General features: G+C 70.5%; 20 protein-coding genes. 9 read left to right on the top strand and 11 right to left on the bottom strand.

Translation table 11 applies throughout. The annotated features are described in order from the left end of the window. Window positions 1-120 precede the first annotated feature (120 nt). The gene (locus tag BZL64_RS02415; RefSeq protein WP_086765607.1) at window positions 121-927 is read right to left on the bottom strand and encodes a siderophore-interacting protein; all 807 of its coding nucleotides are present in this window, start codon (window positions 925-927) and stop codon (window positions 121-123) included. 96 nt (window positions 928-1,023) lie between these two features. Next, window positions 1,024-2,067, bottom strand: a complete 1,044-nt coding sequence (locus BZL64_RS02410; RefSeq protein WP_086765605.1) for an ABC transporter substrate-binding protein — start codon at window positions 2,065-2,067, stop codon at window positions 1,024-1,026. Between the two features lie 318 nt (window positions 2,068-2,385). Here BZL64_RS02410 and BZL64_RS02405 point away from each other — a divergent pair, with 318 nt between their 5' ends. Both BZL64_RS02405 and BZL64_RS02400 read left to right on the top strand, forming a co-directional pair. After that, the gene (locus BZL64_RS02405) at window positions 2,386-2,898 is read left to right on the top strand and encodes a DUF6232 family protein (RefSeq protein WP_244205148.1); all 513 of its coding nucleotides are present in this window, start codon (window positions 2,386-2,388) and stop codon (window positions 2,896-2,898) included. Beyond that, a complete protein-coding gene (locus BZL64_RS02400) occupies window positions 2,895-3,233 on the top strand; it encodes a hypothetical protein (RefSeq protein WP_086765601.1) in 339 nt (112 codons plus the stop codon). The genes BZL64_RS02405 and BZL64_RS02400 overlap by 4 nt, the downstream gene beginning before the upstream one ends. Window positions 3,234-3,241: 8 nt before the next feature. Here the strand turns inward: BZL64_RS02400 and BZL64_RS02395 are convergent, their stop codons facing one another. The 4 genes from BZL64_RS02395 to BZL64_RS02380 are packed head-to-tail and all read right to left on the bottom strand — an operon-like array spanning window position 3,242 to window position 8,962. Beyond that, window positions 3,242-4,402, bottom strand: a complete 1,161-nt coding sequence (locus BZL64_RS02395; RefSeq protein WP_086765638.1) for an acyl-CoA dehydrogenase family protein — start codon at window positions 4,400-4,402, stop codon at window positions 3,242-3,244. Window positions 4,403-4,407: 5 nt separating this feature from the next. Next, entirely contained in the window at window positions 4,408-5,385 is a 978-nt protein-coding gene (locus tag BZL64_RS02390) for a hydroxymethylglutaryl-CoA lyase (protein ID WP_086765599.1), read from the bottom strand. Continuing rightward, window positions 5,382-7,331 (bottom strand): acetyl-CoA carboxylase biotin carboxylase subunit, encoded by a 1,950-nt coding sequence (locus BZL64_RS02385; protein ID WP_086765635.1) that lies wholly within the window; start codon window positions 7,329-7,331, stop codon window positions 5,382-5,384. The genes BZL64_RS02390 and BZL64_RS02385 overlap by 4 nt, the downstream gene beginning before the upstream one ends. Before the next feature lie 14 nt (window positions 7,332-7,345). Next, entirely contained in the window at window positions 7,346-8,962 is a 1,617-nt protein-coding gene (locus BZL64_RS02380) for a carboxyl transferase domain-containing protein (RefSeq protein ID WP_086765597.1), read from the bottom strand. 99 nt (window positions 8,963-9,061) lie between these two features. On the opposite strand from BZL64_RS02380, the gene BZL64_RS02375 reads away from it, so the two are divergent. After that, complete coding sequence (locus tag BZL64_RS02375) at window positions 9,062-9,685, top strand: SACE_7040 family transcriptional regulator (RefSeq protein ID WP_086765594.1); 624 nt, start codon at window positions 9,062-9,064, stop codon at window positions 9,683-9,685. 12 nt (window positions 9,686-9,697) lie between these two features. Here BZL64_RS02375 and BZL64_RS02370 read toward each other — a convergent pair whose 3' ends face one another. Beyond that, the gene (locus tag BZL64_RS02370; protein WP_086765592.1) at window positions 9,698-10,333 is read right to left on the bottom strand and encodes a TetR/AcrR family transcriptional regulator; all 636 of its coding nucleotides are present in this window, start codon (window positions 10,331-10,333) and stop codon (window positions 9,698-9,700) included. Window positions 10,334-10,552: 219 nt separating this feature from the next. On the opposite strand from BZL64_RS02370, the gene BZL64_RS02365 reads away from it, so the two are divergent. Further along, entirely contained in the window at window positions 10,553-11,710 is a 1,158-nt protein-coding gene (locus BZL64_RS02365; protein ID WP_086765590.1) for an acyl-CoA dehydrogenase family protein, read from the top strand. Window positions 11,711-11,745: 35 nt separating this feature from the next. Next, window positions 11,746-12,618 (top strand): acyl-CoA thioesterase, encoded by an 873-nt coding sequence (locus BZL64_RS02360; RefSeq protein ID WP_086765588.1) that lies wholly within the window; start codon window positions 11,746-11,748, stop codon window positions 12,616-12,618. Window positions 12,619-12,630: 12 nt separating this feature from the next. On the opposite strand, the gene BZL64_RS02355 is transcribed toward BZL64_RS02360, so the two are convergent. Beyond that, entirely contained in the window at window positions 12,631-13,419 is a 789-nt protein-coding gene (locus BZL64_RS02355; protein WP_086765633.1) for a phosphatase, read from the bottom strand. Between the two features lie 291 nt (window positions 13,420-13,710). On the opposite strand from BZL64_RS02355, the gene speB reads away from it, so the two are divergent. After that, window positions 13,711-14,679 carry an agmatinase gene (gene speB / locus BZL64_RS02350; RefSeq protein WP_086765586.1) on the top strand — a complete coding sequence of 323 codons (969 nt, stop codon included), beginning with the start codon at window positions 13,711-13,713 and terminating at the stop codon, window positions 14,677-14,679. Beyond that, a complete protein-coding gene (locus BZL64_RS02345) occupies window positions 14,676-16,361 on the top strand; it encodes a thiamine pyrophosphate-binding protein (RefSeq protein WP_086765584.1) in 1,686 nt (561 codons plus the stop codon). Before speB ends, BZL64_RS02345 begins: the two co-directional genes overlap by 4 nt. A gap of 21 nt (window positions 16,362-16,382) precedes the next feature. Here the strand turns inward: BZL64_RS02345 and BZL64_RS02340 are convergent, their stop codons facing one another. Then, window positions 16,383-16,820, bottom strand: coding sequence for an ATP-binding protein (locus BZL64_RS02340; protein WP_086765582.1), 438 nt, complete (start codon window positions 16,818-16,820; stop codon window positions 16,383-16,385). A 181-nt stretch (window positions 16,821-17,001) separates the two neighbouring features. Here BZL64_RS02340 and BZL64_RS02335 point away from each other — a divergent pair, with 181 nt between their 5' ends. Both BZL64_RS02335 and BZL64_RS02330 read left to right on the top strand, forming a co-directional pair. Then, a complete protein-coding gene (locus BZL64_RS02335; RefSeq protein ID WP_086765579.1) occupies window positions 17,002-17,760 on the top strand; it encodes a GntR family transcriptional regulator in 759 nt (252 codons plus the stop codon). A gap of 64 nt (window positions 17,761-17,824) precedes the next feature. Further along, window positions 17,825-18,103, top strand: a complete 279-nt coding sequence (locus BZL64_RS02330) for a hypothetical protein (RefSeq protein WP_086765630.1) — start codon at window positions 17,825-17,827, stop codon at window positions 18,101-18,103. Window positions 18,104-18,188: 85 nt separating this feature from the next. Here BZL64_RS02330 and BZL64_RS02325 read toward each other — a convergent pair whose 3' ends face one another. Continuing rightward, window positions 18,189-18,992, bottom strand: coding sequence for an endonuclease I family protein (locus BZL64_RS02325; protein ID WP_086765577.1), 804 nt, complete (start codon window positions 18,990-18,992; stop codon window positions 18,189-18,191). Window positions 18,993-19,206: 214 nt separating this feature from the next. Further along, window positions 19,207-19,667 (bottom strand): mannosyltransferase YkcB-related protein (locus tag BZL64_RS02320; protein WP_483025090.1); only part of this gene is annotated, 461 nt, incomplete at its 5' end.

The following is a 19,667-nucleotide window of genomic DNA, read 5'->3' as shown; positions in this document are numbered from 1 at the left end:
ACCTCGGATTCAACTTAGGTAAGCCTAACCTCGGTAGGTGGGTCGGGTGGCAGGCCTTCGCCGTGACAGTGATCACGTCATGGCCCACCGGGGCCGCCTCGGCGGGCGGAGCGGCTACTGCTAGGCGGCGCGCAGCTCTTCCTCGGTCATGCCCCGGCGCCAGTACCCGACGAAGGTGACCCGGCGCCGGTCGATGCCGCGCTCGCGCACGAAGTGCCGGCGCAGCGCCTTCATCGAGCCCGACTCGCCCGCGATCCATGCGTACGGCCGCTCGGTGGGCGGGAGTTCGGCCTCGCGCAGGGCGTCGAGGGAGGCCCCGTCGGCCAGCCAGGTGATCTCGGCGTCCGCCGCGGTCACCAGGTCCTGCGCGTGGTGGGGGTCGCGCACTTCCAGCCACGCCCGGACGCGCTGTCCGGCGGGCAGCGCCTCCAGGATCGACGCGATCGCCGGGAGAGCCGTCTCGTCGCCCCACAGCAGCACCAGGTCGGTGTCCTGCGGCGGCCGGAACCGGATCGCCCGGTTGTCGGCGACGGCGGGCCCGAGCAGGAACGCCCGGTCACCGGCGCGCGCCCGGTCGGCCCACGCGGAGGCGGGCCCGGCCGGGGTGTGCAGCACGAAGTCGATGTCGACCTCGTCGGGATCCCGGCGCAGCTCCCTGAGCGTGTACGAACGCATCACCGCCCGTACGTCGTCCGGCAGTTCACGCCAGCCCTGCCACCAGCCGTCCCCCAGCTCGACGGGAACGGCCGGCGCGTCCTGCCCCGGATGCGGCAGGAACAGCGACAGCGACTGGTCGTAGCCGTCGGAGAAGAAGTGCCGGAGGTCCTCCCCGGCGAAACTCACCCGGACCAGGGACGGGCCGAGCCGCCTCGTCCGCACGACGTGGAGCGAGAAGAAGCGGAACGGGGCGGCGACGGCCGTGCTCATGCGGACTCCTGACGTGGGGGAAGGGACGGCCGGCCTGCTGGGGGCGTGCGGCTGGGCCGGCGTGCGGCTCACCCCGCCCGCCCCCGGTCACCCGTGTCAGGCGACCTTCTTGGCCTTCTCGAGCGCGTCGGCGAGGTTCTCCAGCAGCGGCACGCACTTGTCGTACGACAGGATCGGCTCGGGCGAGCGGGAGATGACCTGGCCGGCCTTCACCGCGGGGAGCTGCTTCCAGGTCGGCTTGGCGATGTCGGCCGGCTGGATCGTCGAGGAACGGTCGTCCATCATGATGATGTCGGCCTGGTACTTGTCGACGTTCTCCCAGCTCAGCGACTCGTACCAGCCGCCGCCCTCGGCCTTGGCGCTCTCCGGCGGCTCGACGAAGTGCACGCCGAGGGCCTTGAAGTACTCCAGGTCGATGGAGAGGTTGGTGCCGGAGACGTAGAACAGCTGGTCGCTCGCGGAACCGGCCATGACCTTGATCTCGGGCTTGGCCTTGGCGGCGGCGCGCAGCCGGGTGGCGGCCGTCTCGAAGCGCTTCTTGGCGTCGGCGGCGGCGGCCATGTCCGCGCCCAGGGACTCGGCCAGCTCCCACATGCGCTCCAGCGGAGCGGTGATCTGCCGGTCGTAGACGGAGACCGCGACGCTCGGGGCGAGCTTGGCGATCTTGTCCTTGGAGGCCTCGGGGACGTACCAGAGGGTGCCGGCGTTGTCGAAGGTCGTGGAGATGAGCACGTCGGGCGCGAGGGCCGCGTACTTCTCGACGTTGAACTCGTCCCAGACGTTGCCGATGACCTCGACCTTGGTGATGTCCATGTCGCCGGCCTGCACGTCGGCCTTGCCGTCGGTGGTCTTGGTCGGCCCGAAGACACCCTTGACCTGGACGCCGTAGTCGTACAGCGCGGCGGCCACGCCGGTGAACGCGACGATGTTCGCCGGGATCTTGTCGAGCTTCACGGTCGTACCGCGGTCGTCCTTGAACGTCCAGGGGCCGGACTTGGCGGCGGCACTCTCCGTCGACTTCGAGCCACCGCTCGTCGAGTCGTCGTCCCCGCAGGCTGCCAGCACGGCACCGAGGCCGAGGGCGCCGCCAGCGGCGAGGATGCCGCGACGGGTGAGGTGATTGGCTCTGGCGTTGGACATGAAGGTGGCTGCTTTCGAACGGGGCGGATCACCGCCGGACAATTCGAAGGTAGGTTAGCCTAACCTCAGATCTTGTCCAGGGGGCGGGGCTCCCCGACCCCGGTCATGCAAGGCCGCCAGGCCTTTCGGATCCGGTCAACCTCTCGGGCGGGCGGTCGAGTTGACCGTAAATCGCCTCTTGCTTCGACTTCTTCGATTGCTTAATGGTCCCCACGGGTGCATGTGCTGACGGGGGGACTTGTGGAGACTCAGGGAACACTCGGGGCGTCGGTACCCGTACCGCCGCCACCGGGCAACGGGCGCACCGTCGAACTGAAGGTGAGCAGACGGCTGCTGTGGGTCGGCGAGGCGGTCTACCCGCTGCACAACGTCGCTCGCGTCCATACCTTCGTCCTCAAGCCCAAACGGATGGAAGCGCTCAACGACTTCCTCAAGTGGACGGGCATCACCATCCTGGTGTTCGTCGTGGTCCAGGTGGTCAACGACAACTCCTCCTCGTCCAGCGCCCAGGACGACAACGCGCAAGTGGTGTGGGTGCTCGGCATGGCCGTGGTGCTCGGGCTGCTCTTCCACACGGTGAAGGTGTGGGCCGCCCCGGACGAACACGTCCTGGCCGTCGAGACCTCCAGCGGATCCACCGCCCTGGTGACCCTGCCCGACCCGACCCAGCTGCGGCAGCTCGTCCTCTACATCGTCCACGCCATCGAGAACCCCGAGGCCGAGTTCCAGGTCCGGGTGGAGAGCCTCCAGGTCAACCCCAAGAACTACCAGTTCGGGGACACGGTCAACATGTACGGCGGTCTCCACAACACGGGCATGGTGAAGAAGTGAGCGGCGACACCTTCAACAGCTACGGCAGCGGCGACCAGGTGGCCATGAACGGCGGCAGCCACAACATCGGCATCGTGAAGGGCGGTCAGCCGCTCCCCGCCCAGGAGGCGGTCGAGGCGCTGCGACGCGAACTCGACCAGCTGCGTGGCGCCCTCGCCCCGGACGCCGCCCGGACCGTCGACGACAACCTGCCGGTCGTCGCCGACGGCACGCGCCCCGCCGCCCAGCGGCGCGCGGCCCTGGCCGCCCTCACCGGCGCCGTCGCCGCACTCGGCGCGGCGGCGACGCCCGTACGGGACCTGATCGAGGGCCTGCGCGGCCTGCTGGGCGGCTGAGGCGGGGGTCAGCCCACCAGGCCCAACTCCCTCGCGATCAGCATCCGCTGGACCTCGCTGGTGCCCTCGCCGATCTCCAGGATCTTGGAGTCGCGCCACATGCGGGCGACCGGGTACTCGTTCATGAAGCCGTAGCCGCCGTGCACCTGGGTGGCGTCGCGCGCGTTGTCGACGGCGATCGTCGAGGAGTACAGCTTCGCCAGGGCCGCCTCCTTCTTGAAGGGTTCGCCGGACACCAGCCGGGACGCCGCGTCGCGCCAGGCGAGACGGGCCGTGTGGGCCTTCATCTCCATGTCGGCGATCTTGAACTGGATCGCCTGGTTGGCGCCGATCGGCCGGCCGAAGGCGTGCCGCTCCTTCGCGTACCTCACCGACTCGTCCACACAGCCCTGCGCGAGGCCCGTCGCCAGTGCCGCGATCGCGACGCGGCCCTCGTCCAGGATGCGCAGGAACTGGGCGTAGCCGCGGCCCTTCTCGCCCAGCAGGTTGGCGGCGGGCACCCGGACGTCCGTGAAGGACAGCTCGCGGGTGTCCGAGGCGTTCCAGCCGACCTTGGAGTAGGGCGCGGCGACCGTGAAGCCCGGAGTACCGGACGGGACGACGATCGCCGAGATCAGCGGCCTGCCGTCCGGCTTGCGGCCGGTCACCGCGGTGACCGTGACCAGTCCCGTGATGTCCGTGCCCGAGTTGGTGATGAAGCACTTCGTGCCGTTGATGACCCATTCGTCGGTGTCCGGGTCCAGCCGGGCCGTCGTACGCGTCGCGCCCGCGTCACTGCCGCCGTCCGGCTCGGTCAGGCCGAACGCGCCCAGGATCTCGCCGGAACACAGCCGAGGGAGCCACTCGCGCTTCTGCTCCTCGGTGCCGAAGAGGTGGATCGGCATCGCGCCCAGCGACACCCCCGCCTCCAGGGTGATCGCCACCGAGGAGTCGACGCGGGCCAGTTCCTCCAGCACGATGCCCAGCGCCAGATAGTCGCCGCCCATACCGCCGTACTCCTCGGGGAACGGCAGCCCGAACAGGCCCATGCGGCCCATCTCGCGGACGATCTCGTACGGGAACTCGTGCCGCTCGTAGAAGTCGCCGATCTTCGGCGCGACGACGTCGTGCGCGAACTGCTCGACGGTGCGCCGGAGTTCTTCCAGCTCGGGGGAGAGTCGGTGGTCCATGGCGGTCACTGCTCCTTGTGGGCCTCGCGGCCCTCTTGGCCCTCTGCGTCCTCGTGGGACAGGGCGCGGACGGTGCGGGACGGGCTGGGCCGGCCCAGCCGGCCGGCCATCCAGACGCTCGTGGCGACGAGACGGCCGAGGTCGACCCCGGTGTCGATGCCGAGGCCGGTCAGCATCCACACGAGGTCCTCGGTGGCGAGATTGCCGGTGGCGGACTTCGCGAACGGGCAGCCGCCCAGGCCGCCCGCCGAGGCGTCGACGGTGGTGACGCCGTGCCGCAGCGCGGCCAGCGTGTTGGCGAGGGCCTGGCCGTAGGTGTCGTGGAAGTGCACGCCCAGCGCGGAGACGGGGATGCCCTCCTCGCCGAGCGCGGTCAGCAGTTCCTCGACATGGCCGGGGGTGGCGACCCCGATGGTGTCGCCGAGGCTCAGCTCGTCGCAGCCCATGTCGATCAGGGCCCGGCACACCCGCACGACCTGGGGGACCGGGACGGCACCCTCCCACGGGTCCCCGAAGCACATGGAGAGATAGCCCCGCACATGCACCCCGCCGGCCTTGGCCCGCTCCACCACCGGGTGGAACATGGCCAGCGACTCGTCCACCGTGCGGTTGAGGTTGGCCTTGGCGAAGGACTCGGTGGCGCTGGCGAACACCGCGACCCGCCGCGCGCCCAGGGCGAGGGCCCGGTCAAGACCGCGTTCGTTCGGCACCAGCACCGGCAGCTCCACCGGCAGGCCGGACAGCAGCGGGAACAGCTGCTCGGCGTCGGCGAGCTGGGGCACCCACTTGGGGTGGACGAAGCTGGTCGCCTCGATCGTGGTCAGCCCCGCCTCGGCGAGCCGGTGCACGAACTCGGCCTTCACCGCCGTCGGCACGGTGCTCTTCTCGTTCTGCAGGCCGTCGCGTGCCCCGACCTCGTGGATCCTGACCCGGGTGGGCAGGCCGGGCGCGGGCACGGCCATCGGAAGTCCTCGCACGGTCATGCCTCCTCCTCGTGCGGCGCGATCACGGCCAGCACCTGGTCCATGGCGACCGTCGTGCCCGCGGTGACGTCCAGTTCGGCCACCGTGCCGGCGTGCGGGGCGGAGATGACGTGCTCCATCTTCATCGCCTCCACCACCAGCAGGCTCTGGCCCGCGCTCACCTCGTCGCCGACGGCGACCTTCACCACTGTCACCGTGCCCGGCATGGGCGCGGTCAGCGAGTCGGCGCCCGCGTGCGCGGCCCCGGTCAGGGCGGCGGCCACCGGGTCGTGGTCGCGCACCTGCCAGGCGTCGCCCTCGCGGCCCAGCCAGTCATCGGCCCGCTCGAAGGTGTGCCGGACACCGTCGAGGGTGACGCCGACCCGGTCGTCGGTGACGGTGTGCGCGCCGCGGACCTCACGGGTGACGGGTTCGAGTCCCGGCACTCGCAATGGGAACGCGACCGGCCGGTGCTGCCCGCCCAGCCGCCACCCGCTCGGCACCGAGAAGGGATCCGTCCACCCCGCCCCGGACGGCCTCAGCCCCTCCAGCCGGACGGCCGCGGCGGCCTCGTAGACCTCCTCCGGTACGTCGGTGGGGACCAGGTCGTCCATGACCCGCTCGACCAGACCGGTGTCCAGCTCGCCCGACACGACCGCCGGATGGGCGAGCAGCCGGCGCAGGAACCCGGCGTTGGTCGGCACGCCCAGCGTGACCGTGTCCGCGAGGGCGGCCCGCAGCTTGCGCAGCGCGGTGGCCCGGTCGGGACCGTAGGCGATCACCTTGGACAGCATCGGGTCGTACAGGCTGCCGACCTCGGTGCCCTCGGTCAGCCCCGAGTCGGTGCGCACGCCCTCGCCCTGCGGCTCACGCAGCCTCAGCACGGTGCCGCCGGACGGCAGGAACCCGCGCGCGCCCTCCCGGACGGACACGGTCTCGGCGCACACCCGGGCCTCGACTGCGTGCCCGGTGAGCCGGATGTCGTCCTGCGTGTAGGGCAGCCGCTCGCCTGCCGCCACCCGCAACTGCCACTCCACCAGGTCGATCCCGGTGACCAGCTCGGTGACGGGGTGCTCCACCTGGAGACGGGTGTTCATCTCCATGAAGTAGTACGCCTTCGGGTCCCCGCCGGGGACGATGAACTCCACGGTCCCCGCGCCCCGGTAACCGCAGGACAGCGCCGCCTGCACGGCGGCCTCGCCCATGCTCGCGCGGGTGGCCTCGTCGAGGAGCACGCTGGGCGCCTCCTCGATGACCTTCTGGTGCCGGCGCTGCAGGGAGCACTCGCGCTCGCCCAGGTGGATCACCCGGCCGTGGCCGTCCGCGAGGACCTGGATCTCGATGTGCCGGGGCCGGTCGATCCACCGCTCGACGAGGAGCGTGTCGTCCCCGAAGGAGGCGCGGGCCTCACGGCGGGCGCCGGCGATCTCGTCCAGGAGACGGTCCTCCTCCCGCACCAGCCGCATGCCCTTGCCGCCACCGCCCGCGGACGGCTTCAGCAGCACGGGCATGCCGATCTCCCGTGCCGAGGCGGCCAGTTCGGCATCGCCGAGCCCGCTGCCGCTCGACCCCGGGACCACCGGCACGCCCGCCGCCTGCACGGTCTCCTTGGCGCGGATCTTGTCGCCCATGAGGGAGATCGCGTCGGCGGGCGGCCCGATGAAGGCGAGCCCGGCGTCGGCGCACGCGCGCGCGAAGCCGGCGTTCTCCGCGAGGAAGCCGTAGCCGGGGTGGACGGCCTGGGCGCCGGTGCGGGCGGCGGCCTCCAGCAGCCGCTCCACCGACAGATAGCTCTCGGCGGCCGGCGCCGGACCGATCCGTACGGCCGTGTCGGCCTCGCGGACGTGCCGGGCGTCGGCGTCCGCGTCGGAGAAGACGGCCACCGAGCGCACGCCCAGCGCCCGCAGGGTGCGGATGACCCGGACGGCGATCTCGCCACGGTTGGCCACGAGGACGGTGTCGAACATGGTCGTGAAGCCCCTCACATCCGGAAGACGCCGAACTGGGGTTCACCCAGGGGCGCGTTGGCACAGGCGGTCAGGGCCAGACCCACCACCTGGCGGGTGTCCAGCGGGTCGATGACCCCGTCGTCCCAGAGCCGGGCGGTCGCGTAGTAGGCGTTGCCCTGGCGCTCGTACTGCTCCCGGATCGGGTCCTTGAACGCCTCTTCCTCCGGGGCCGGCCACTCCTCGCCGCGCGCCTCCAGCTGGTCGCGCTTGACGGTGGCGAGGACGGAGGCGGCCTGCTCACCGCCCATCACGGAGATCTTGGCGTTCGGCCACATCCACAGGAAGCGCGGGGAGTACGCCCGCCCGCACATCGAGTAGTTCCCCGCGCCGTAGGACCCGCCGACCACGACCGTCAGCTTGGGCACGCGCGTGCAGGCGACCGCGGTGACCATCTTGGCGCCGTGCTTGGCGATGCCCCCGGCCTCGTAGTCCCGGCCGACCATGAAGCCGGAGATGTTCTGCAGGAACAGCAGTGGGATGCCGCGCTGGTCGCACAGCTCGATGAAGTGGGCGCCCTTCTGGGCGGACTCGGAGAACAGGATGCCGTTGTTGGCGACGATGCCGACCGGGTGCCCGTGGATGCGGGCGAAACCGGTGATCAGGGTCTGCCCGAACTCCGACTTGAACTCGGCGAACCGGGAGCCGTCGGTGATCCGGGCGATGATCTCCCGCACGTCGTAGGGGGTACGGGAGTCGACCGGGACCGCCCCGTACAGCCCGTAGGGGTCGGCCTTCGGCTCGACGGTGGGCCGCACCTCCCAGGGGAGCGGGCGGCGGGCCGGGAGGGTGGAGACGATGGTGCGCACGATGCGCAGGGCGTGCGCGTCGTCCTCCGCGAGGTGGTCGGTGACGCCCGACACGCGCGCGTGGACCTCGCCGCCGCCCAGCTCCTCCGCGGTGACGACCTCGCCGGTGGCGGCCTTCACCAGCGGGGGACCGCCGAGGAAGATCGTGCCCTGGCCGCGCACGATGACGGTCTCGTCGCTCATCGCCGGGACGTACGCCCCGCCCGCCGTGCACGAGCCGAGCACGGCGGCGATCTGCGGGATGCCGGCGCCGGACATCCGGGCCTGGTTGTAGAAGATCCGCCCGAAGTGCTCACGGTCGGGGAACACCTCGTCCTGCATGGGCAGGAAGGCGCCGCCCGAATCCACCAGGTACAGGCACGGCAGACGGTTCTCGAGAGCGACCTCCTGGGCCCGCAGATGCTTCTTCACCGTCATCGGGTAGTACGTCCCGCCCTTGACCGTGGCGTCGTTGGCCACGATCACGCACTCCCGGCCGCTGACCCGGCCGATCCCGGCGATCACACCCGCCGCCGGGGCCTGCCCGTCGTACAGCCCGTCGGCGGCGAGGGGCGCCAGCTCCAGGAACGGCGAGCCGGGGTCGAGGAGGGTGTCCACCCGCTCCCTCGGCAGCAGCTTCCCGCGCGCGGTGTGCCGGGCCCGCGCCTTCTCTCCGCCGCCGAGCCGGGCGGCGGCGAGCTTGCCGCGCAGCTCCTCGACGAGTGCGCGGTGGGCCTTCTCATTGGCCCGCCAGGCCTCCGACGCGGGATCTGCCGCGCTGGTCAGCTCCGGTGCCTGCTCCATACCTTGCGGTCCCCTCACGGCCAGTGGTCGACTGTTAATGAGCGTTAACCATTTCCACCAGGTTAACGAGCGCTAACCTCGATGTCTAGAATTGTTTTCATGGCCACCAGAACCGACGCCCCCACCCGCCGTGAGCAGATCCTCAAGGAGGCCGCGCGGCTCTTCGCCGAACGCGGGTTCCACGGAGTCGGCGTGGACGAGATAGGAGCCGCGGTCGGCATCAGCGGCCCCGGCCTCTACCGGCACTTCCCCGGCAAGGACGCGATGCTCGCGGAGCTGCTGGTCGGGATCAGCGGCCAGCTGCTGACCGGCGCGCGGCGCCGGATGCAGGAGGCCGACAGGGGCGCCGGGGCCGACGGGGCCGACGGGGTCGACGGTGAGGCGGTCCTCGACTCGCTCATCGAGGGGCACATCGACTTCGCGCTCGACGACCGTCCCCTCATCACCCTGCACGACCGCGAGCTGGACCGCCTCCGCGACAGCGACCGCAAGCTGGTACGGCAGTTGCAGCGCCAGTACGTCGAGCTGTGGGTGGAGGTGGTCCGCGGGGTCTACCCGGCGCTCACCGAGCCGGCGGCCCGGTCCGCCGTGCACTCGGTGTTCGGGCTGCTGAACTCCACCCCGCACCTGGGAAGGGCGGGCTCGCTCCCCGGCCGGGGGGCCACGGCGGACCTCCTCCACCGCATGGCGAAGGGCGCCTTCGGCTCGGCGGCGGAGGCGTAGGGGCTGACGGGGTTACTCGCCGAGACTCTCCAGCTCGGCGGCGAAGAGCAGTGCGGGATCGAAGCCCATTCCCGTGAAGTGGCCCGCCAGCTCCAGGGACAGCGCGCCGTGCAGCCGGGTCCAGAAGGCCAGTGCCCGGCGTGGGGCGGGGGAGGGGGCGGGGTGGCCGTCCGTCCACTCCCGGTGCTCGTCGAGGTGCGCGTCGAACGGCGTCCGCGCCTCCCCCGCCGGCAGCTCGGCGAAGGCGTCGAGCAGGCGGGCCATGATCTCCGACGCGATGGCGGTGATGTCGTCGGGCGCGTGATAGCCCGGCACGGGTGTGCCGTAGACCAGGAAGTACCGGTGCGGGTCGGCGAGCGCCCACGCGCGCAGGGCGTACGCCAGGGAGGTGACGTCGCCGTCGGCGGCCCGGACGGCATCGGCCAGGCTGCGGTACGCGTCCCTGATCAACTCGGTGATCAGCTCGTCCCGGCTGCCGTAGTACCGGTACAGCGCGGGCCCGCTCATCCCCATCTGCTTGGCGATCGCGTTGAGCGACAGCGCGGAGGCCCCGGCTGCGGCGATCTGTTCCCAGGCCCGCTCCTTGACCTCGGCCCGCACCTGGGCGCGGTAGCGCTCGCGGGGGGTCTCGGTGCTGGTCCTTGGCATGGGATGCCTTTCGGTGGGCATGTGACTTATAGGTGCACGAGTTTGTTAGAGGCTATCACGACCGCTCTCGCGATGTCCTGTCGGGTTCCGGGGGGCGAAGCCCTGGACGCGGACGCGTGACGAGCGTTACCCCGTACCCACCCTGGACGCACCTCCTACTCGCCGGTACGGTGAATGAGCAAGCGCTTAGACAGGGTCGAGGTACGTGGAGGTGGCGGCGTGCGCCGTACGGTGTTCAACGAGGATCACGAGGCATTCCGGGAGACCCTTCGCGCCTTCATCGAGGCCGAGGTCGTCCCCGTCTACGACGAGTGGTTCGCCGCCGGCCAGGCCCCGCGGGAGTTCTACTACAAGCTCGGCGAGCTGGGCATCTTCGGGATCAACGTCCCCGAGGAGTTCGGCGGCGCCGGCCTGGACAGCCACAAGTTCGAGGCCGTCCTCTACGAGGAGACCGCCCGCGCCGGCGTCCAGTTCGGCGGCTCCGGCGTGCACGTCCTGCTCGCCCTGCCGTACCTCAAGATGCTCGCCACCGACGAGCAGAAGAAGCGCTTCCTGCCGAAGTTCGTCTCCGGCGAGGAGATGTGGGCCATCGCGATGACGGAGCCGGGCACCGGTTCCGACCTCGCGGGCATGAAGACCACCGCCAAGCTGAGCGAGGACGGCACGCACTACGTCCTCAACGGCTCGAAGACCTTCATCACGGGCGGCGTCCACGCCGACAAGGTGATCGTCTGCGCCCGCACCTCCGCCCCGACCGCCGAGGACCGCCGCTTCGGCATCTCCCTCTTCGCGGTGGACACCAAGTCCGAGGGCTACTCGATCGGCCGCAAGCTGGACAAGCTGGGCCTGCGCACCTCCGACACGGCCGAGCTGGCCTTCGTCGACGTCAAGGTGCCCGTCGAGGACCTCCTCGGCGAGGAGAACAAGGGCTTCTTCTACCTCGGTCACAACCTCGCCTCGGAGCGCTGGGGCATCGCCTTCGGCGCCTACGCCCAGGCGAAGGCGGCCGTCCGGTTCGCCACCGAGTACGTGCGCGAGCGCACCGTCTTCGGCAAGCCGGTCGCCCACTTCCAGAACACCAAGTTCGAGCTGGCCGCCTGCCAGGCCGAGGTGGACGCGGCCGAGGCCGTCGCCGACCGCGCCACGGAGGCCCTGGACGCCGGTGAGCTGACCCCCGCCGAGGCCGCCAGCGCCAAGCTGTTCTGCACCGAGGTCGCGCACCGCGTGATCGACCGCTGCCTCCAGCTCCACGGCGGCTACGGCTACATGAACGAGTACCTGATCGCCCGCCTGTACGCGGACAACCGCGTCAACCGCATCTACGGCGGCACCAGCGAGATCATGAAGTCGATCATCGCCAAGGACATGGGTCTGTAAGCCGGCCGCAATTACCGCCGGGTACAACAGTTCTCATGAGCCAGGCACTACAGGATCTCCTCGATCTGCTCGACCTCGAGCAGATCGAGGAGAACATCTTCCGCGGCCGCTCCCGGTCCGCCGTCGTCCCCCGCGTCTTCGGCGGCCAGGTCGCGGCCCAGGCGCTGGTCGCCGCCGGGCGTACGGTCCCCGCGGACCGGCACGCCCACTCCCTGCACGCGTACTTCCTCAGGATGGGCGACCCGGGAGCGCCCATCGTCTACAACGTCGAGCGCATCCGCGACGGCCGTTCCTTCACCACCCGCCGCGCGGTCGCGGTCCAGCACGGCCGGCCGATCTTCACCCTCTCCGCGTCCTTCCAGACGTACGAGGAGGGCCTCGACCACCAGATGCCGATGCCCGCCTCCCCGGACCCGGTGACCCTGCCGACCTCCGCGGAACGCCTGCGGGGCTACGACCATCTCCCGCCGGACGTGGTCGAACGGTTCCTGGAGGCCCGGCAGGCCATCGACCTGAGGTACGTCGAGGAGCCGCCGTACGGGAAGTTCGGTGAGCCGCGCGAGCCGCACAGCCAGGTCTGGTTCCGCACCAACGGCAAGCTCGCCGACGACCCCCTGCTGCACGTCGTCCTCGCCACCTACGTCTCCGACATGACGCTCCTGGACTCGGTGCTCCTCGCACACGGCCGCGGCGGCTGGGCCGTCGGTGACGTGGTCGGGGCGTCGCTGGACCACGCGATGTGGTTCCACCGGCCGTTCCGCGCGGACGAGTGGCTGCTGTACGACCAGGAGTCGCCGTCGGCACACGGCGGACGCGGCCTCGGCCAGGCCCGCATCTACACGCAGGACGGACAGCTCGCCGTCTCGGTGATCCAGGAGGGCGTGGTCCGCGTCCCCCGGCAGGACTGAGCCGGCCGCCGCCTAGGCGAGACCCGCCTCCGCCAGCAGGAACGCCGTCATCGGGTCGTAGTAGCGGGGGCTGAGGACGTGGTCGTCGAGGGGGACCGCGACCTGCACGGTGCCCTCCGACTCGGCGAGGAACAGCGCCGGGTCGTTGCAGTCGGCGTATCCGACGGAGTCCACGCCGTGCTGTCCGGCGTAACCCGCCCAGCCGTGGTCGGCGACGACCAGGTCCGGCAGCGGACGGCCCTCGCGCTCCAGGGCGGTCAGGATCGCCTTCATCGGTTCACCCGAATGGGTGTGCCACAGGGTGGCGCCGTGCTCCAGCATCGCCACCTGCGCGAACTGCATGACGTATCCCTCGTCCGTCTGCAGCCCGTCCGGGATGACGACGATCTCGCAGCCGGCCCCGCGCAGCGCGTCCGCGGTGGCCCGGTGCACATCGAGCAGTCCGCCCGGATGGCCGGTGGCGAACAGCACCCGCTGCCGGTCCTCCGCCGCCTTGCGCAGCCGCCCGGCGAGCCGCTCCAGGCCGTCGACCGTCAACTGGGGGTCGATGGTGTCCTGGCCGTGGCGGTACTCGGGATCGTCGTTGACACCGACCCGCTCCGCCATCACCGCGAGCACGTCCTGCTCGTCGGTCCAGCGGTCGCCCAGCTCCAGCCCGAGCCAGAAGTTGCGCACGCCGTTGGCCAACTGGCGGTAGTGGGAGAGGTTGTTCTCGCGCGGGGTGGCGACATCACCCGCGATGCGGGTCTTCACAAGGTGCTCGACGAGCTCGGCGCGGCTGGGTGTCCCGGGTATCGGCATGGTCTCCATTGTGGGGCAGTGACCGGCGGGAGTCTTCGGTGTCCCGGCCGCTGGGACGCGCGTCACTCGCCCTGGCCACAGCGTTTCACCCGTACCGGCGTGATCGACGTGGTGATGGACGTGGTGATGGACGTTTCCTCCATCCCGTCGCCGTGCGATGTACGAAACGTATAATTCGCACTCGCGCCTCGGCCTCCTATTGTCGACCTGGACCGGCCGCCCCAGATGTGGGCAGATGGATATAGCAGGTGTACATGTACGGCGAAGCGTAGGAAAGAAGGCATTTTCCCCATGAGCAGCAACGAGACGCCCCGCGGTCCGGTCGACTCCTCCCGCGTCCCGCGCTACGCCGGACCCGCGACCTTCGCCCGGCTGCCCCGCCTCGACGAGGTCGGCCACGCCGACGTCGCCGTCGTGGGCGTACCGTTCGACTCCGGCGTCTCCTACCGGCCGGGTGCCCGCTTCGGCGGCAACGCGATCCGCGAGGCGTCCCGGCTGCTGCGGCCCTACAACCCGGCGCAGGACGCCTCCCCCTTCGCCCTCGCGCAGGTCGCGGACGGCGGCGACATCGCCGTGAACCCGTTCAACATCAACGAGGCCGTCGAGACGATCGAGGCCGCCGCCGACGACCTGCTGGGCACCGGCGCCCGCCTGATGACCCTCGGCGGCGACCACACCATCGCCCTCCCGCTCCTCAGGTCGGTCGCCAAGAAGCACGGCCCGGTCGCCCTGCTCCACTTCGACGCCCACCTCGACACCTGGGACACCTACTTCGGCGCCGAGTACACGCACGGCACGCCGTTCCGCCGGGCCGTCGAGGAGGGCATCCTCGACACCTCCGCCCTCTCCCACGTCGGCACCCGTGGCCCCCTCTACGGCAAGCAGGACCTCACCGACGACGAGAAGATGGGCTTCGGCATCGTCACCTCCGCGGACGTGATGCGGCGCGGCGTCGACGAGATCGCCGACCAGCTGCGCCAGCGCATCGGCGACCGCCCCCTCTACATCTCCATCGACATCGACTGCCTCGACCCGGCTCACGCGCCCGGCACCGGCACCCCCGAGGCCGGCGGCATGACCTCCCGCGAGCTGCTGGAGATCCTGCGCGGTCTGGCCTCCTGCCACCTCGTCTCCGCGGATGTCGTCGAGGTGGCGCCCGCGTACGATCACGCGGAGATCACGTCGGTGGCGGCATCGCACACGGCGTACGAACTGACCACGATCATGTCCCGCCAGATTGCGGAGGCCCGCGCGAAGTGACTCACGACCACGACCTGGTGCTCCGGCCGACGGAGGCGCAGATCTCCGCCGCTCTGAACCCTCCCGCCGGCCGCAACGGCGGAGACCTGGTCGTGGAGACCCTGGCCGGGCTCGGCGCGACCACCGTCTTCGGACTGCCCGGCCAGCACGCGCTCGGAGTGTTCGACGCCCTGCGCCGCTCCGACCTGCGGTACATCGGCCTGCGGGTGGAGAACAACGCGGGTTTCGCGGCGGACGCGTACGGCCGCATCACCGGTGAGGCGGCGCCGCTGCTGCTGTCCACGGGGCCGGGCGCGCTGACCTCGCTGGCAGCTCTCCAGGAGGCCGCGGCGGCCTCCGCCCCCGTCCTCGCGATCAGCAGCCAGATCCCGACGGCGGGCCTGGGCGGCGGCCGTCATGGCTACCTCCATGAACTCCCCGACCAGGCGGCCTCGTTCAGGGGTGTCGTGAAGTCGGTCCACACGGTCCGCGCCCAGTCCCAGATCCCCTCCGCGATCGAGGCGGCCTGGAAGTCGGCGCTCACGGTTCCGCACGGCCCGGTCTGGGTGGAGATCCCGCAGGACGTGCTCCTGGCGGAGACGGCGATCCCGGTCGTCACGGGCGGCGACGCCTTCCCGGACGAGTTGCCCCCACGCCCCGAACTGACGGCGGTGGCGGCCGACCTGCTCTCCCGCGCCGCCCGCCCGGCGATCATCGCGGGCGGGGGAGTGGTCCGCGCGGATGCCTCCGGCAAGCTCCGCCAGCTCGCCGAACGGCTCGACGCCCCCGTGGTCACCACCTTCGGCGGCAAGGGCGCCTTCCCGTGGACCCACCCGCTGTCCCTCCAGTCCTGGCTGGAGGACCGCCACACCACGGACTTCCTGGAGGACGCGGACGTTCTGCTGGTCGTCGGTTCGGGCCTGGGCGAACTCTCCTCGAACTACCACACGTTCAAGCCGCGGGGCCGGGTCATCCAGATCGAGGCGGACCTCGGCAAACTGGAGGCCAACCACCCGGCCCTCGGCATCCACGCGGACGCGCGACTGGCGTTGCAGGCGCTGCTGGAGACGGTGTCGAAGCGGGAGGACGGGGCGGCCCCGGAGCGTGTCCGTTCGGTCCTGGCCAAGGTCGCCGACCGCATCGCCGCCCAGGAACTCGGCCTGGAACAAGAAGTGTTGGCGTCGGTGCGCAGGGCGCTCCCCGCTTCCTCCCCCTCCTTCTGGGACATGACGATCCTGGCTTACTGGGCCTGGTCCGCCTTCGACCCCAAGGGCCCCAACCGCATGCACTCGGCGCAGGGCGCGGGCGGCCTCGGCTATGCCTTCCCGGCGGCCCTGGGAGCCGCGGTGGCCGACCCGACGTACCCGGTCCTCGCGGTCTCGGGCGACGGCGGCGCCCTGTACTCGATCGCCGAACTGGCCACGGCCCGGCAGTACGACCTGAACGTCACCTGGCTCATCGTCGACGACGGCGGCTACGGCATCCTGCGCGAGTACATGACGGAGGCCTTCGGGGAGACGACGGGGACGGAGCTGGCGCGCCCGGACTACGTGACGCTGGCGGAGTCGTTCGGGGTGCCCGGAGTGCGGACGTCGGCGGAGACGCTGGAGACGGACCTCGCGAAGGCGTTGGGGGAGCCGGGGCCGTCGGTGGTGGTGCTTCCGGCGGTGCTGCGGATGTTCGCACCGACCCACTTGGGCTGACGACAGCGGCCGGCCCATTACTCAACGCCGCAGCGACAGTTCCGCCCAGGTCGCTTTGCCGATGCCATGTCGGCGGGGGCAGCACCCCCAGCGCAACGCGAGCGCCTCGACGAGGGCGAGGCCGCGGCCGTGTTCGTCCTCGTCGGCCGGCTCTCTCACCTCGGGGCGGGAGTTGTTGGCGTCGGCGACCTCCACGCGCAGGCGCCCGTCGTACGTGGCGATGCGTACGCCGATCTCCCGCCCCACCGGAACCCGGGCATGCCGGAGCGAGTTGGTGACCAGTTCCGAGAGCAACAGCTCGGCGGTGAGGGCTACTTCGTCGTCGATCTTCCACGCCGCGAGTTGACCGCGCAGCAGCTCGCGGGCATGCCGCGCGCTGCGAAGGCTGTGCGGTAACCGGCACTGGATCTCCGAGATTCCGGGTTCGAAGAGTTGCCGCGGAGCGGGGTGGGCTGACATGGCGACCTCCGGGTCGAGTCTTGCATCTCTAGAGATGTGGAGATAGTGAAGCACTCGTGGGGGGACTGGCCGCGCTTCTCTAGAGATGTGAGCGAAATTGCCCGTATGGCGTCATCGTCCAGCTGTGGGGCGTGACCCTTGGTGCCTAGGATGTCTAGAGATGATCAGAGGAGAGGCTTGGATGAGCGGCCGGGATTCGGGGCGTCAGCCCAAATACCAGCGCATCGCCGCGGAACTGCGGGCGGCCATCGAGGCCGGCGAGTACGGGCCGGGCGAGCGGCTTCCCGGCGAGAACGACCTCATGGCGACCCATGAGGTCGCGCGCATGACGGCCCGGCAGGCGCTCGGCGTTCTACAGGCCGAAGGCATCGTCGAAGCGCGCAAAGGCGCCGGGGTGTTCGTCCGGGACTTCAAGCCCGTCCGCCGACTAGGCATCGAACGTCTCGCTCATGGGCAGTGGGGAGAGGGCCGGTCGGTCTGGGAGACGGATGTCGCGGGCCGCTCACTCGTCGTCGACTCGGTCGCGGTGAGCGAGGAGGAGGCCACGGCTGTGGCCGCGGGCGTGTTGGGGCTGGCGGAGGGTGAGCGGGTCTGCGTCCGTCGGCGCCGCTACACGCTCGACGGCAAGCCGGTCCTTCTCTCCACGTCGCACCTGTCCGCAGGCCTCGTCGTGGGCACCCCGATCACCCAGCCGGACACCGGCCCCGGCGGCGTCTACGCCAGGCTGGAGGAACTGGGCCGGGGGCCCGTCCGCTTCCGCGAGGAGATCCGCTCCCGCATGCCCGGCGCGGACGAAGCCGATCGCCTGGAACTGCCGCCGGGCGTGCCGGTGGTGCTGGTCGCCCGCACCGCCTTCGACGCAGACGGTGTCGCCGTCGAGGTGAACGAGATGGTGCTCGACTCGTCGGCGTATGTGCTGGAGTACGGGTTCGACGCTTGAGCGGTTTCGGCTGGAGTACGCGGAGCGCGGGATGACGGCCGTCTGGCGGTGGCATCCTGAGGCCATGAGCCCCACCGAGAACGGCCTCCGAGATCTGCTCAATGAGTGGGATCCGATCGGCGTCGCCGACGATGTGCCGGACGAGTACGACTGCATGGTCGCCCCTCTGCTCGGGCGGCTTCGTGGCGGCGCCGGTCCGACGGAGATCGGTGAGTTCCTGCGGCACGAGTTGGAGGATCACTTCGGCCTGGATCCGACGGGCCTGCGGCCCGACGCGATGGCGGCCCGGGTGATTGCCTGGTGGACGTCTGGCCGCCCGGCCGGTGGCACGTCCTACGCGTAGTCGCTTCCTCAGGGAACGACAGCGGCCGGCCGCGAGGGACGACTCCCTCGTGGCCGGCCGGTCGAGATGGTGCGGGACCGTTTGCCTACCAGATCGCCTCGACCCACTCCGGGTGGTCGATGAACGGGTTGCGGTTGTGCTGGTAGGTGTCGTAGATGGCCTGGTTGCGCTTCTCCTCGAAGGCGCTCGGCGGGTCCTCGGCGTTCCACTGCTTGAGGACGGCGAGCCTGCCCATGTACGGGTTGCTGCCGTTGTTGACGCTCTCGTTCGGTTCGAGGTCGGCGAAGCCGTCGCCGCCGTCGTAGCGGACGGCCATGTAGAGGATCATGCGGGCCACGTCGCCCTTGTCGGCGTCGCGCGGCTCGAAGGAGTCGGAGTCCGTGAGGCTGCCGCCGCCGTTGGTGACCGAGCTGCCGCCGTTGTCGAAGTCCTTGTTGCCGCGGATGCTGTTGACCTGGACGTCCGCCGGGCGCAGGTGGTGCAGGTCCGTGCCGGGTCCGGTCACCTCGCCGAAGTCGCCGTGGGACTTGGCCCAGGTGTGCTCGCGGTTCCAGTCGCCGACGTCACCGCCGTTGAGGGACTTGCTGCGCGAGACGCCGCTGTACAGCAGGATCACGTTGTTGCTGTTGTTCGGGTCCTGGTCGGTGACCTTCAGCGCGTTCCAGACGGCGGAGTACGAGAGCTTCGTCTGGGGCGTGATGATCGTGTGCAGCGAGGACTTCAGGCTCGAACCCGTCTTGCCGACCGCGTTCTTGTAGTACGTCGCGTCGTACGCCGTCGTGGTCGCCGCGGCGGGGGTCGCGGTGAGCGCCGGTGCGGCGAGGCCGACCATGACGGCGGAGGTGACAAGAGCCACCGATTTCCATCGGCGTATGCGTGTCGCCAGCATGTGGGGTGTCCGATCTACGCGTGTTGATTGGAGGCGGCAATCGGGAGAGTGGCATGCACATGCAGTCAAGGCAATGAATCTGACATGTCGATCAGATGACGGGAACCGGCAAATTGCGCCATGTCTACGCGAGTTGATGGCGCGAAACGGCCCCTGACAGGAGAGTCAAGGGCCGTTGCTGCTGTGCGGGCAGTGGGGGTTGAGCCGGGTCAGGTCAGGTCATGTCTGAGGCGTCCAGGCGGTAGACCGTCGACTCGGAAGTCGAGGTCGAGGTCGAGTCGGACGTCGTGCTCGAACTCGTGCTGTAGTCGCTCTCCTTCACCGCCGTCCCGTTCTTCTGCACCCACTCCGTCACCTCGGAGGTGGCCGTGGAGCCGCCGCCCATTCCGCCGCCGCCTCCCATGCCGCCGCCGAGCTGGATGTAGTGCAGCTCGCCGTTCTTCACCAGCTCCTTCAGCCTGGCCAGCGTCATCGCGTTGTCGGAGCCGGACCAGCCCCACATGGAGATCACCGGCTCACCGCTGCTGAGGATGAGCTGCGCGGCGCTCTGCGAACTCGACACCGCCAGCAGCCATTTCGCGCCGTCCTGGTTCTTCTTCAGGTACGAGAGCAGCTCGGTGCTCGTGCCGCCCCCGCCCATGCCGCCCCCGCCTCCCACGGCGGCACCGCCGGGTC

The organism is Streptomyces bobili (genome assembly GCF_002154575.1).
In the GTDB taxonomy this organism is placed as follows: Bacteria; Actinomycetota; Actinomycetes; order Streptomycetales; family Streptomycetaceae; genus Streptomyces; species Streptomyces bobili.
This window is presented reverse-complemented; position numbering and strand designations above follow the sequence as displayed.